Raw genomic sequence first — 13,733 nt, forward strand, 5'->3', positions numbered from 1 at the left:
CCGCGCCGGGCGCGCCTTCCGCCCATGAGCATCCGCATAGACAACGCACAGATCATCGACGGCACCGGCGCTCCCGCATACCCCGGCAGCATCCTCATCGAGGGCGAACTCATCATCGCCGTGGGCGACGTCAGAGCCGAGGCCGCCCGGGTCATCGACGCCGGAGGGAACGTGGTCTGCCCCGGCTTCATCGACACCCACAGCCACTCCGACCTGGTGGTCATGGAACAGCCCTTCATCTGGCCCAAAATCCGCCAGGGCGTGACCACCGAGATCCTCGGTCAGGACGGCATATCCATGGCCCCGCTGCCAGAGGCGCACATCCCGGCCTGGCGCAAGAACCTGGCCGGGCTGGAAGGCGAGTCCGACACCCTGGACTGGCGCTACGCCACCACCGGCGGCTACCTGGATGCCCTGGAGCGAAGCGGCGTCGGGACCAACATGGCCTACCTCGTGCCCCACGGAAACGTGCGCATGGAGGCCATGGGACTGGATGACCGCAAGGCTTCGGACGCGGACCTCGAAACCATGGGCGACATCCTGCGCCGCGAGTTCGAGGCTGGGGGCTTCGGCCTGTCCACCGGGCTCATCTATCCGCCGTGCACCTACGCGGACAAACGTGAAATGGAGGCCCTGTGCACCGTGGCCGCCGAGTACGGCCGTCCGCTGGTCATCCACCAGCGCAGCGAGGCCGACACCATCCTGGAGTCCATGGCCGAAGTCCTGGACATCGGGCGCAAGACCGGCGTGCACGTTCACTTTTCCCATTTCAAGGTCTGCGGCAAGAACAACGCGGACAAATTCGAGCCGGTCATGGCGCTGCTGGATCAGGCGGCGGCAGAGGGACTCCGGGTCACCTTCGACCAGTACCCCTACGTGGCGGGCTCGACCATGCTCGGGGCCATTCTCCCGCCCTGGGCCCACGCCGGGGGCACCGAGCGGCTCCTGGAGCGGCTTGCGGACTCCGAAGCCCGCGCCCGGATGCTGCACGACATCAAGCACGGCATTGACGGCTGGGACAACTTCGTGGCCTTTGCCGGGCTGGACGGCATCTTCGTCACCAGCGTGCGCACCGAGGCCAACGCGGACACCATCGGCAAAACCCTGACCGAGATCGGGGCCATGCGCGGCAAGCCCGGCCTGGAAGCCGCCCTGGACCTAATGCTCCAGGAGGAGAACGCCGTTGGCATGGTCGATTTCTACGGCCTGGAGGAGCACGTCATGGCGATAATGTCCCGCCCGGAGATGAACGCCTGCACCGACGGCCTGCTGGGCGGCACGCCCCACCCGCGCACCTTCGGGGCCTTTCCGCGCATCCTGGGCAAATACGTCCGGGAGGAGAAGGTCATGTCCCTGGAGGAGGCGGTCCGCAAGATGACCGGCAAGCCCGCCGAGACCTTCGCCATCGAGAAACGCGGCATTCTCAAGCCCGGTAACTTCGCCGACGTGGTGATCTTTGACCCGAAAACCGTGCGCGACAAGGGGACCTACACCAACCCGGCGAGGCACCCATCGGGCATCGAACTGGTCATGGTCAACGGGAGCGTGGTCCACGGCAGGGAAACCACGGAAACACCGTGCGGAAAAGTGCTCAGACTCGGGCTCGAACGCCCAGTTTTCGCCTAGACTTACTCAATTTTATATACAATTATTAAAGGCAGATACAACAAAATACCCCTGTGAGGCTTTTCCAAGCCCTCAGGGGTATGGTTTTTTTTGCCACTCAGGTGCATATTCGTATTGACTTTGCGGTTATGAAAAACTACTTCCGCATTCGGTTCGCGGACGGAGCCCTGTCCGATTCCGCGCCGTACCGGTATCATGCCGGAATCTTACCTGGATGGAGGATGTATGAGTGACCCCTACCCTGGAGAGATGGACCGTTGAACGGTCCAGAGAACTGTACGGCGTTCGTGAATGGGGAGCCGGCTTTTTCGGCGTTTCCGATTCTGGCGAACTTCAGGTAACCGCCAAGCCCGGCTCCTTCGAGCACGCGGTCAGCATACCCGAAGTGATCGAGGGCATCCAGGCGCGCGGCCTGGACATGCCGGTGCTCCTGCGCATCGAGAATATCCTCGACACCCAGATTTCCCTGCTCAACGACAATTTCCGGTCCGCCATCGAGAGCCTTGACTACAAGGGCTCCTATCTCGGCGCGTACCCCATCAAAGTCAATCAGCAACAGCAGGTGGTGGAGGCCGTGACCCGTCACGGCAAGGCCTACCATCACGGACTGGAAGCAGGCAGCAAGGCCGAGCTCATCGCGGCCATGGGCATGCTTCGGGACACCGAAGCGGTGCTGGTCTGCAATGGCTACAAGGACGAGGAGTTCATCGACCTCGGCCTGCACGCCACCCAGCTCGGCTTCAAGTGCATCATGGTCATCGAGATGCCCGGCGAGCTGCCGACCATCATCAGCCGGTCCAAAGAGCTCGGCATCAAGCCGAACCTCGGCGTGCGCGTCAAGCTCTCCTCCCAGGCCAATGGCCTTTGGGCGGAGTCCGGCGGCGACCGCTCCATCTTCGGGCTCAACGCCGCGCAGATCATCGAAGTCATCGACACGCTCAAGGACGCGGAGATGCTCGACTGCCTGCAGCTGCTGCACTACCACCTGGGCTCGCAGATCCCCAACATTCGGGAGATCCGCAATGCCGTGGCCGAGGCCAGCCGCGTTTACGCAGGCCTGACCCACGAGGGCGCGGGCATGCGCTACCTCGACCTGGGCGGCGGCCTGGCCGTGGACTACGACGGCACCCAGACCAACTTCATGAGCAGCCGCAACTACACCACCGACGAATACTGCGTGGATGTGGTCGAGGGCGTCATGACCGTGCTCGACGAGCAGGGAGTGGAGCACCCGACCATCATCACCGAGTCTGGCCGCGCCCTGGTGGCCTACTACTCCATGCTGCTCTTCAACGTGCTGGAATCGGCCCGCTTCGAGGTGGAGCCCCTTCCGGATGCCCTGCCCGAAGAAACCAACATCCACATCCGGCACATCTTCGAGACCCTGCAAACCCTGAACCTGCGCAACATACAGGAGTGCTTCAACGACGCCCTGTACTACCGCGACGAGATCCGCCAGGCGTTCAGTCAGGGCAACATGTCGTTCCGCGAACGCGCCCTGGGTGACCGGGTATTCTGGGAGACCGTCAACCGCATCGCCTTGCTGGCCAAGGACCTGCCCAGCCTGCCCCACGAGCTGGAAGGCATCACCCAGGCCCTTTCGGATATCTATTACTGCAACTTCAGCGTGTTCCAGTCACTCCCCGACGCCTGGGCCATAGGACAGCTCTTCCCGGTCATGCCAGTGCATCGGCTGGAGGAGCGGCCCACCCGCGAGGGGCTGCTGGCGGACATAACCTGCGACTGCGACGGCAAGATCGACCGCTTCATCGACAGCCATGGCGTCAAACGGACCATGCCCCTGCACGAGCTCAAGGATTCCGAGGAATATTACCTCGGGGCCTTCCTCGTGGGCGCGTACCAGGAGACCCTCGGCGACCTGCACAACCTGCTCGGCGACACCAACGTGGTCACCATCAGGATTCGCGAAGGCGGCGGGTTCGACTTTGTCGGCGAATTGGAAGGCGATACGGTGGAGGACATCCTCTCCTACGTGGAGTACGACACCCGGATGCTCTTCAATCGTTTCCGCGAGACAGCGGAGAACGCCGTGCGGGAAGGCCGGATCACTCCGGTCCAGCGAAAGGAAACGCTCCAGGCCTACAAGAACGGGCTGCAGGGCTACACCTACTTCGAAAGATAAACTTACCGCTCTCCCTGGTGGAGGGCCGCCTGTGAGGGTACTACCATGTCCAAGGTTCTGATCATCGGCGCCGGCGGTGTCGGCAGCGTGGCGGTGCACAAGTGCGCCCAGGTTCCCGAAGTCTTCTCCGAAATCCATCTGGCCAGCCGGACCAAGTCCAAATGCGACGCCATCGCCGCGTCCGTGAAGGAACGTACCGGCGTGGACGTGTCCACCTATCAGGTGGACGCGGATAACGTGGCCGAAACCGTGACCCTGCTCAAGCAGATCAAACCCGACCTGTTGGTCAACCTGGCCCTGCCTTACCAGGACCTGCCGCTCATGGACGCCTGCCTGGAGGCCGGGGTCAACTACATGGACACCGCCAACTACGAACCGCCGGAAGAGGCCAAGTTCGAATACAAGTGGCAGTGGGCCTACCGCGAGCGCTTCGAGCAGGCCGGGCTCACGGCCCTGCTGGGCTCCGGCTTCGACCCGGGCGTGACCAACGTGTTCGCGGCCCACGCCATGAAGCACCATTTCGACGAAATCCACGTCCTGGACATCATCGACTGCAACGCGGGCGACCACGGCCAGGCTTTCGCCACCAACTTCAACCCGGAGATCAACATCCGGGAGATCACCCAGCGCGGCCGCTACTGGGAACGCGGAGAGTGGGTGGAGACCGATCCGCTGTCCTGGTCCATGGACTACGAGTTCCCCGAGGGCATCGGACACAAGAAGTGCTACCTCATGTACCATGAGGAGCTGGAGTCTCTGGTCATGCACATCAAGGGCCTGAAGCGCGCCCGCTTCTGGATGACCTTCGGCGACCAGTACCTCACTCACCTGCGCGTGCTTGAGGGCATCGGCATGACCTCCATCGAGCCCATCGACTACAAGGGGCAGCAAATCCAGCCCCTCCAGTTTCTCAAGGCCGTGCTGCCCGAGCCGGGGTCCCTCGGTCCGCTGACCAAGGGCCGGACCTGCATCGGCAACGTCATGACCGGCATCAAGGACGGCAAGGAGAAGAAGCTCTACGTCTACAACATATGCAGCCACGAAGACGCCTACGAAGAGGTCGGCTCCCAGGCCATATCCTACACCACCGGCGTCCCGGCCATGATCGGGGCCATGATGCTGCTCACCGGCAAGTGGTCCGGCAAGGGCGTCTTCCACATGGAGCAGTTCGACCCCGACCCGTTCATGGAAGCCCTGAACAAGCACGGCCTGCCCTGGCACGAAGTGGAACTGTAATGAACGGCGCCCTGGAATACCGTTTCGATCCCGAAGCGGTCCCAACGCCCGCCTACGTGGTGGACGAGGGGCTGCTGCGGGACAACCTGGCCGTGCTCGCCTCGGTGCGCGAGCGGGCCGGGTGCAAGATCCTGCTCGCTCTCAAGTGCTTCGCCATGCACGCGGTCTTCCCCATGCTGGCCGAGACCCTGGACGGCGTCTGCGCCAGCTCGCCCCATGAGGCGCGGCTGGGCCACGAGGAGTTCGGGCGCGAGGTCCACACCTTCGCCGCCGGATACTCCGAGGCGGACATCCGCGACCTGTGCGAAACCAGCGGGCACATCGTGTTCAACTCCTTTGCCCAGCTGGACCGGTTCCGGCCCCTGGTGCGGGAGCTGGCCGCGAAACACGGACGCGAGATCGAACTCGGCGTGCGCATCAACCCAGAGCACTCGGAAGGGGCCGTACCGCTGTACGATCCCTGCTCACCGGGCTCGCGCCTGGGCGTGCGCAACGCACATTTCGACAGGGACAACCTGGACGGCGTCACCGGGCTGCACTGGCACAACCTGTGCGAGCAGGACGCCGACTGCCTGGAACGGACCATCGCGGCGGTGGAGGCCAACTTCGCCGACGTGCTGCCGCGCATGCGCTACGTCAACTTCGGCGGCGGCCACCACATCACCCGATCCGACTACGATGTGGACCTTCTGGTGGACCTGATCGTCCGCTTCAAAAAGAAGTGGGGCGTGGAGGTCTACCTGGAGCCAGGCGAGGCCGTGGCCCTCAACGCGGGCTACCTGGTGGCCTCGGTCCTGGACGTGACCCAGGCGGACATGCCCCTGGCGGTCATGGACTCGGCCGTACCCTGCCACATGCCCGACGTCATCGAGATGCCCTACCGGCCGCACATCGTCGGCTCGGGCAAGGCCGGGGAAAAGGCGTGGACCTGCCGCATCGGCGGCCCCTCCTGCCTGGCCGGAGACGTGGCCGGGGAGTATTCCTTCGACCGCCCTCTCAAGTTGGGAGACAAGCTCATTTTCACGGACATGGCCATCTATACCATGGTCAAGAACAACACATTCAACGGCATCCCCCTGCCGTCCATTCACCGCTACAACCCGGAAACCAACGCCCTCGCCCTTGTCCGCTCCTTCGGCTACGAGGACTTCAAGAACCGGCTCTCGTAAGGAGATCAACCATGGCCGCGCATTTTCTCGACGGAGAAATCCGTAACGCCACGCCCGAAGAGGCGGGCATCCACGTCATCCCCGTACCCCTGGAGGCTTCGGTCTCCTATGGCGGCGGCACGGCGAAGGGACCTGAGGCGATCATCGGAGCCTCGACCCAGCTGGAACTGTGGGACGGCAAGGGTATTCCCGCCGAACTCGGCATCCACACCATGCCCCCGATCAACTGCGACGGCCCGGTGCACAAGGTCCTGGACCGCATTGAGGACGCCGTGGCCTTTGCCGTGGAGTGCGACGCCCTGCCCCTGGTCCTCGGCGGCGAGCACACCGTCACCCTGGGAGCGCTCCGGGCCCTGAAGCAGCGGTACCGCTTCGGCGTGGTCCAGATCGACGCCCACGCCGACCTGCGCAACACCTACGAAGGCTCGCCCTACAGCCACGCCTGCGTCATGCGCCGGGCCGTGGAAGACCTCGGCCTGCCCCTCTTCCAGATAGGGGTACGCGCCCTGAGCGCCGACGAGGCGGACTTCCGCAAGGAAAGTGAGATTCCCCACCTGGACGCCCGGGCCCTGCACCTCTCCGGCATCCCCAAGAAGATCCTCCCCATGGATTTCCCGGACCGGATCTACGTGACCTTCGACGTGGACGGCCTGGACCCCTCGGTCATCCGGGCCACGGGCACCCCCGTCCCGGGCGGCATCGGCTGGCAGGATGCACTGACCCTGCTGGAGCGGGTGCTTGACGGCAGGACGCTGATTGGTGCGGACGTGGTGGAACTCGCCCCGGCCCCCGGCGACCACGCCTCGGACTTTGCGGCGGCCCAGCTTGCCTACACCCTCATGGGCCTGCTCCCCGTCACGGAATAACCGTACCATCAGGGACGGCATCCCCTACATTGCTTTCCTACCCGACCCGGGCGCTCGCCCGGGCCGGGTCTTTGTTTTTGCGGAACGCATTGCCACGCTCCAGGTCATGTGCGAAAGTAGCGGCTAAGGCGGAATACCGTTTGCAACAGAGGGGGTGACCCGACTGGATAGCCGCTCACCATGATCCGGCAACCCGTCAGGATAACGACGGTTCCCCCCAATTCAACGCAACGAAAGGAGGCCACAGAATGCGCACTGAGACCCGAAAATGCACACCCCATGCTCCGTTTCCCCTCGCCCTGCTCCTAACCTTCGCAACCATCCTGCTCGCCACCTCACCGGCCGGCGCGATCATGCCGCCCGAGGTCTATGCCAAGGCGTCGCAGCAGTCGCGCATCAAGGCCATCGCCACCATCACGGCGGTCAGAACCCTCCGCATCGGCAAACGCGCCACAACAAAGTCGGTCACTTTCAAGCCGGAATTTTTCCTGGGGGCCGAGGGGGCCGATCCCTTCACCGGAATTTGCGAGTCCGTGGAAACAGCGGAACAAAAAGCCAACCTGATGGTCGGCGGCGACATCTATTTCTATCCTCATGCCAATCGGCGAGTCTTCGTCACGGTCAGAGATAACGGCGGAGTCATCACCTCCATGACAACCATGACCCCGGAACTGGAAAGAATTATCAGAGAGGAGCCCGAGCGGCTCCTCTACGGCATCGGCCGAGTCCGGATCAAGCCCGGATCAGTCGATACGATCACCCCGAGGCTGCGGGGCAAGGAACCGCTCCCAGAGAGTGAACGTCCCTCGTCCATCATCTCCCTGGAGGAACTCGGAGCGGCCAAGACGGAAAGGGGATACAAGGAGCCCAACGTGGCCGGGCGGGGCGAGTTTCCCACAGCCGGGGAGTTGCAGGGACGGCTCCAGCTCGCCTTGGGCATGGACGACCTGGAAGAGGCCAAACGGCTGCTGGACAGGGGGGCTGACCCCAACCGTCTGCCCGGCGGCGGACTGACGCCATTGATGGTCACCGAGACCGAGCCCATGGCCAACCTGCTGCTGCAATACGGTGCCGACCCCATGGCAAGGGACAAGGATGGCGGCACCCTGCTGCACTACGCAGTGAGCAAACGCGACGCCCCGGCCCTGATCAGGCTCTACGCGGCAAAGGGAGTGAATCCCGAAGAACTGGGTTGGGACAACGCCACACCGCTCATGACCGCACTGGCCGCCGCCCACGAGCGGGGACCGCTCCAGCCCTCCATCCCGGGAGCCGGGCAGGAGGAAATCGACAACGCGCCGGACCTGGACGCCGTGCTGGCCGCCCTGGCCGAAGCCGGGGCCGACCTGAACGAGAGGGGCCATTCCGGCGCCACGCCGCTCATAACGGTGACGATCTGGAACGACGGCAGGCTGGCAAAGGCCCTGCTCAAGGCTGGCGCGGACAAGACCCTTCGGGACAACGGCGGCAAGACGGCCAAGGACCTGGCCTACGAACTGGGGCACCGCTACATCTACCAGATGTTGGAATAGCAGCTGAAAAGGCTCAACGGATCAGGGTCAACTTCACCCGACGAGACACGAGCAGATACCATATCCACAGGCCGGAGGCGACAACGCCCGCCGCGATCCTGCCTAGCATCATGGCCATCTCGTTGAACATGAGATAAACCATGGAGCGGAGCCAGAGCAGATCAACGATATTCATCAGGTGCATGGCGATCATCGCCACTATGTAGGCCCGGACAAACAGCCGTCGCTTGGTCAGCAGCAGGAACAGCAGCCCCGCCGAGAGCACTATCTGGCTGACGGCCACCCCGATCTCGAAACGAAAGATGGGAAGCACCAGGTCCATGGCGGCGGGGTCCACGTGGCGGATGGTCTCCATCAGACCTGAGATGTCCCAGGCCCGCACCCCGATGGTCAGGAGCTGACCGGCGGCGAGCAGCAAAAGCCAGCCACCCAGCTTGGGCAAGCCATCCTTGCCGTGGCATAGTACCAATTCATTCTGTGAGCCGCTTTCGCCCATGCTCCCTCCTTTCGCAAATTCCGACACAGACTAGCACCCCCTGGAGGTGCGGGCAAGACTGGCCGGAATCGGGACAATTCTTCAGGCGATTGCCGTTCTTCGGGATTCCATGCTAGGGGGAAGATATGCCAGTATTCCGATACGCCCTCCTCTGTATTCCTGCGCTCTGCCTTGCGGCGATCTTCGCCTTTGGCGGCTGCTCTGACGCGCCCAAGGACGAGGTGGTGGTATACGTTTCCGTGGACCGCCAACATGCCGAGCCGGTCCTCGTGGCGTACGAGAAGCAAACCGGCGTGAGGGTCAAGGCGGTATACGACGTGGAGGCGGCCAAGGTCACGGGCCTGGTAAACCGGCTCATCCAGGAGCGTGAGGCCCCAGTTGCCGACGTCTTCTGGAACGGCGAGATAGTCCAGACCATGCGGCTCAAGGAACGCGGCGTGCTCGCGTCCTACGACTGTCCCGCGACCCGTTCGCTCTCCAACACCTACCGCGACCCCGACGGATACTGGCACGGGGCCGGAGGGCGAGCGCGGGTGATCATCGCCAACACCGACAGGCTCGACAAAGGCAGCATGCCCTCGGGCCTGGAGGATTTCCTCGCCCCGGGCACCGACCCAAAGACCATGGGCATCGCCATGCCCCTGTTCGGCACCACGGCCACCCACGCCGCCGCGCTCTATGCCATCTGGGGACCGGATAGGGCCGAAGAATTCTTCTCCCGCCTTCGCGACAAGGGAGTGCTCGTGGTCAACGGCAACTCCGAGGTCCGCGACATGGTGGCCGACGGCCGCATGGCCTGGGGCCTGACCGACACGGACGACGCATACGGGGCCGTAAAACGGGGCGCTCCCGTCAAGATAATCCTCCCTGACCAAAACGGTCTGGGCACCCTGGTCATACCGTATACCGTCGGCCTGATCAAAGGCGGCCCCAACACGGAACAGGGACGCTGGCTCATCGATTACCTCGTAGGGACCAAGGCCGAAGCCATGCTCATCAGGTCCGGCTTCAGCCAGCTCAGCGCCCACGGCAATCCGACTCCGGGCAGATGGGAGGGCATCAAAACCATGGACGTCACCTTCGAGGACACCCTGCGCCAGATGAAAACGTCGCACGAAGATCTCAGGCGGATCTTCCTGCAATAACGGATGGACGCCATGGGGTACGCATCACCAACAGCCACCAGGATAACGCGCGCTGGCGCAGCCTGCTTCCTGCTCCTGGTCCTCGCCCCGATGTTCGCCTCGGCCCTCGACGGCGATTCCCTGATCGAGACACTTAGACTGTCGCTGCCCACGGGCCGCAAGGGAGCCCTGCTCCTGAACAGCCTCTCCCTGGCCGCGCTCACCGCCGCCCTGACCACGCTTCTGGGCGCGCTCACCGGCATCGCCATGCTCACGCCGGGCAGGCTCCCGACACGTCTCAAGCTCCTCTTCCCGGCCCTGTTTCTGGTCCCGCCACACATCCATTCCCTGGCCTGGTCCCGCCTCTTCCACTGGACAGCCTCCCTTTTCGGCCTACCCCTGGCAAACGGCCTGCCCGCCGCAGCATGGGTCCAGACCATGCATCTGCTGCCGCTCGGCGCGGGCCTGGCGGCCCTGGCCCTGGCCCATCTCGACCGCGCCGGCATTGAGACGGGCCTGACCATGGCCGAACCCGGAGCGGTCTGGCGCTCCATAGTCCTGCCCCAGGCCACGCCCATGCTGCTGGCCGGAGTCGGCCTCGCCTTTGTCCTCTCTCTGGTGGACTACGGCATCCCGTCCCTGTTCCAGGTAAATACTTACGCAATGGAGATATTCGCCGAATTCAGCGCCAGCGGACAGGCAGCCCGCCCTCTGGCGCTCTCGCTGGCCCTGCTCGTGCCGTCGGGAGCGGTCCTGGCCGCCACCCACCGGGGGCTGCGCAAGGTCCTGCTCGCCCCATCCCGAAAGACGGAGGGAGCGTTTCTTCCCCCTTGGCCGGTAGCGTGGCGACCGCTCCGCCTCCTGGGCTCGGCCATCGCCCTTGTCCAAGCCGCCGTCCCCCTGACGGTGCTGGTCCTGGGGCTGTCAAAGGGGACGACGGGTGGCTCCACCGTGCTCGGCTCATTGGGCGAGCTGGTTTACTCCCTGGCCGTGTCCGCAGCCGCCGCACTCCTGGCCCTGCTCCCGGCCCTCGGCTACGCCCGCGTCATGCAACGAGGCGGCAGCCTCCGCTGGCTTCTGCCCCTGGTGGCGCTGGCCATCCCCGCTCCGTTGACGGGAGCCGGGCTCATTGCCCTGTTTCGCGGCACCCCGCTCATGGGGAGCGACCTGCTCCCGGCCCTTGCCTCGGCCTGCCGATTCATGCCCGCCGCCGCTCTGATCCTGGCCGCCGCCCTGTCGCACCTTCCCGAGGACCGGTTGGAGGCGGGCCTGGTCTTCGCGGGAAACGAAAGCCGCTTTGCCCGGAAGATCTTTCTTCCCCTGCTGGCTCCGGGCCTGGCCGCCGCTCTACTCCTGGTCTTCGCCCTGGCCCTGGGCGAACTGGGCGCGACCCTGATGGTCTGTCCGCCGGGCCGGGGCACGGTGACCATGAAGATCTACAACTACCTGCATGCCGGGACATTCGACGCCGTGGCCGGACTCTGCCTGGCCACCCTCGGGCTGGTGCTGGGAGGAATGCTCTTCGCCCAGCGGATGGCCTTTGGGGACAAAATCGGGAGGAGGCCTTCATGCTGAACCTGACGGACGTAAGCAAACGCTTCGGCGCCACCGCCGCAGTGGAAGGCGTCTCCCTGAATATTCCCCCGGGAGAGCGCCGGATCCTGTTCGGTCCGTCCGGCTGCGGCAAGACCACCCTGCTGCGGATCATAGCCGGGTTGGAATCCCCGGACCAAGGCAGCGTCTTTCTTGGCGAAAGGGACGCCGCCGGTCTTCCACCATGGAAACGGAACATCGGTTTCGTGTTTCAGGAATCGGCCCTGTGGCCGCACATGACAGTGGAGGAAAACATCGCTTTCGGTCTTGAGAACCAAAGGCAACCGGACTTGGACCTGCTGACAGCCTTGGGCGTGAACGACATGCTCGACCTCTGCCCCGGCACTCTGTCAGGAGGACAGGCACGGCGGGTGGCTCTGGCCCGCGCCCTGGCGGTCCGGCCCAAACTGCTGCTCCTGGACGAACCCTTCACCAACCTGGACCGAGAGGCCGCACTCGCGCTGCTCGGCGTCACCCGCGCCTTTGCCCATGAAATCGGGGCCACCGTTCTCTGCGTCACCCACGACCGGGAAGAGGCCGCCCTATGGGATGCGCCGGTTCTGATCATGCGGCAGGGCAGGCTTGAAGACTCTCCTATAGATCAATCAGCCTGAACGTCGCCTGGATGATGTAGTCCAATGGCGAACCAGCCGTGCGGAAGACAACCTCGCCGGTATACACTGCATTGCCGGTGGCGGCATCCAGCACCCGGACACGGTTGTCAAAAGAGACCGCGACCAGCTTTCCGTCCGGGCTGACGCACGCGCTGCGCAGCTTGTTGCCGAACTCGTTCAGTGCCACCACCCGCTCGCTGCCGCCCTTGACCGGATGGAAGATCAGCGAGCGGTTCCACTCGTCTCCGTAGGTGGGAGTGTCGTAGGCCAGCCAGGAGCCGTCCGGGGCGACCACCACATTGCTCGCCCCGGTCCAGTTGTCACCGGAGCGGCGGACGAGCGCCGTGCCCGACTTGGGCTTGAATTTATTCTTACCCCAGAGCAGCACCGACCCCTTCCGGGTCACGGCTGCCAGGATTCGGTAACCGCCGATGTCCAGGGATGTGGCCTTGACTTCCGTCCCGATTGCGATGGGATTGGGCTTGTGCGCGCCGTACTTCCCCGAGGCGTTCCAGACGCGAACCATGTTGTCCGTGGCGTCAAAAACCACCAAGTATTTCCCGTTGGGCGTGAAGCCGAGAAAGGAAGCCACCTCCTGAAGCCGGTCATTGGACTTGGGTTTCCAGGAAAGCGCCTTGAGCTTCTCCCGCGTTATGCCCTGGCCTTTCAGCCGCCACAATTCGATGATGCCCCGGGAGCCATCCCGATAGCCGCAGGCCATCATCCCCTTGTCTCCCCATGCCACGGACTGGAAGCCGCCTGCGGGATGGGTGGAGGGGAACACGGTCAGGAATTGCCCGCCGGTCAGGTCCAGGATGCCCATGTCGCCCATGTCGGTGCCCACGGCCAGCCGCCCGCCGTCCGGGGAAAAGGCGAGCCCCTCGACCCGATTCAGGTAAAGCAGCATCTCCTCCCGTTCCGCAAGGGCGGGCTCCACAACCACGAACCAATAGGCCGCGCCGAGCCCCAAAACCACGATCAGCACGGCGATGCGGAGAAACCATTTTCGTCCCTTGGATTTGCCGCCGCCCGAGCGTTTCTTTCCGGCTCCGTCCGCGTCGAGGGGCGGCGGTGGCGGTGGCGATTGCGGTTCGGGCTCCGGTTCCTGGGGAGGTTCAGCAGCAGGTTCAGGCTCGACCGCTTGCTCAGGCTCTGGAACAGGTTCCGGCTCTGACGCAGGGGGCGAAGGGGCCGGAGCTTCCGGCTCCGGCTCCGGCGGTGGCGGCGCTACAGCCTCAACGGGAGCCCCGCAGGACGCGCAAAACTTGTCGCCGGGCTCCAGAGCAGAGCCACACCGGGAACAGAATTTATCAGCCGCCATATCCGCCTCCTTG

The 13,733-nt window shown here is 64.3% G+C and carries 11 protein-coding genes; 9 read left to right on the forward strand and 2 right to left on the reverse strand.

Annotated features, from left to right (window positions below; all coding sequences use genetic code 11):
- The first annotated feature begins 24 nt into the window (after positions 1-24).
- From GM415_RS00495 to GM415_RS00520, 6 genes are all read left to right on the forward strand, one after another.
- A complete protein-coding gene (locus GM415_RS00495; RefSeq protein WP_158945718.1) occupies positions 25-1,626 on the forward strand; it encodes an N-acyl-D-amino-acid deacylase family protein in 1,602 nt (533 codons plus the stop codon).
- A 229-nt stretch (positions 1,627-1,855) separates the two neighbouring features.
- The gene (speA, locus tag GM415_RS00500) at positions 1,856-3,769 is read left to right on the forward strand and encodes a biosynthetic arginine decarboxylase (RefSeq protein WP_158945720.1); all 1,914 of its coding nucleotides are present in this window, start codon (positions 1,856-1,858) and stop codon (positions 3,767-3,769) included.
- 45 nt (positions 3,770-3,814) lie between these two features.
- On the forward strand, positions 3,815-5,005 hold the full coding sequence (locus tag GM415_RS00505) for a saccharopine dehydrogenase family protein (RefSeq protein ID WP_158945722.1): 1,191 nt from the start codon (positions 3,815-3,817) through the stop codon (positions 5,003-5,005).
- On the forward strand, positions 5,005-6,174 hold the full coding sequence (gene nspC / locus GM415_RS00510) for a carboxynorspermidine decarboxylase (RefSeq protein ID WP_158945724.1): 1,170 nt from the start codon (positions 5,005-5,007) through the stop codon (positions 6,172-6,174). Before GM415_RS00505 ends, nspC begins: the two co-directional genes overlap by 1 nt.
- 11 nt (positions 6,175-6,185) lie before the next feature.
- Positions 6,186-7,040 (forward strand): agmatinase, encoded by an 855-nt coding sequence (gene speB / locus GM415_RS00515; RefSeq protein WP_158945726.1) that lies wholly within the window; start codon positions 6,186-6,188, stop codon positions 7,038-7,040.
- A gap of 248 nt (positions 7,041-7,288) precedes the next feature.
- Positions 7,289-8,572 carry an ankyrin repeat domain-containing protein gene (locus tag GM415_RS00520; protein WP_158945728.1) on the forward strand — a complete coding sequence of 428 codons (1,284 nt, stop codon included), beginning with the start codon at positions 7,289-7,291 and terminating at the stop codon, positions 8,570-8,572.
- Between the two features lie 13 nt (positions 8,573-8,585).
- Here GM415_RS00520 and GM415_RS00525 read toward each other — a convergent pair whose 3' ends face one another.
- Positions 8,586-9,068 carry a DUF2569 family protein gene (locus GM415_RS00525; protein ID WP_158945729.1) on the reverse strand — a complete coding sequence of 161 codons (483 nt, stop codon included), beginning with the start codon at positions 9,066-9,068 and terminating at the stop codon, positions 8,586-8,588.
- A 125-nt stretch (positions 9,069-9,193) separates the two neighbouring features.
- On the opposite strand from GM415_RS00525, the gene GM415_RS00530 reads away from it, so the two are divergent.
- From GM415_RS00530 to GM415_RS00540, 3 genes are read left to right on the forward strand one after another with little or no spacing between them, the layout of a single operon-like run.
- On the forward strand, positions 9,194-10,213 hold the full coding sequence (locus GM415_RS00530) for an extracellular solute-binding protein (RefSeq protein WP_158945731.1): 1,020 nt from the start codon (positions 9,194-9,196) through the stop codon (positions 10,211-10,213).
- 12 nt (positions 10,214-10,225) lie between these two features.
- Positions 10,226-11,767 carry an ABC transporter permease subunit gene (locus GM415_RS00535; protein ID WP_158945733.1) on the forward strand — a complete coding sequence of 514 codons (1,542 nt, stop codon included), beginning with the start codon at positions 10,226-10,228 and terminating at the stop codon, positions 11,765-11,767.
- Complete coding sequence (locus GM415_RS00540; RefSeq protein WP_158945735.1) at positions 11,761-12,399, forward strand: ABC transporter ATP-binding protein; 639 nt, start codon at positions 11,761-11,763, stop codon at positions 12,397-12,399. Before GM415_RS00535 ends, GM415_RS00540 begins: the two co-directional genes overlap by 7 nt.
- Here the strand turns inward: GM415_RS00540 and GM415_RS00545 are convergent.
- Positions 12,380-13,720, reverse strand: a complete 1,341-nt coding sequence (locus tag GM415_RS00545) for a zinc-ribbon domain-containing protein (RefSeq protein ID WP_158945737.1) — start codon at positions 13,718-13,720, stop codon at positions 12,380-12,382. The genes GM415_RS00540 and GM415_RS00545 overlap by 20 nt on opposite strands.
- Between the last annotated feature and the right edge of the window lie 13 nt (positions 13,721-13,733).

Origin of the sequence: Pseudodesulfovibrio cashew (assembly GCF_009762795.1) — a bacterium.
GTDB lineage: Bacteria > Desulfobacterota > Desulfovibrionia > Desulfovibrionales > Desulfovibrionaceae > Pseudodesulfovibrio > Pseudodesulfovibrio cashew.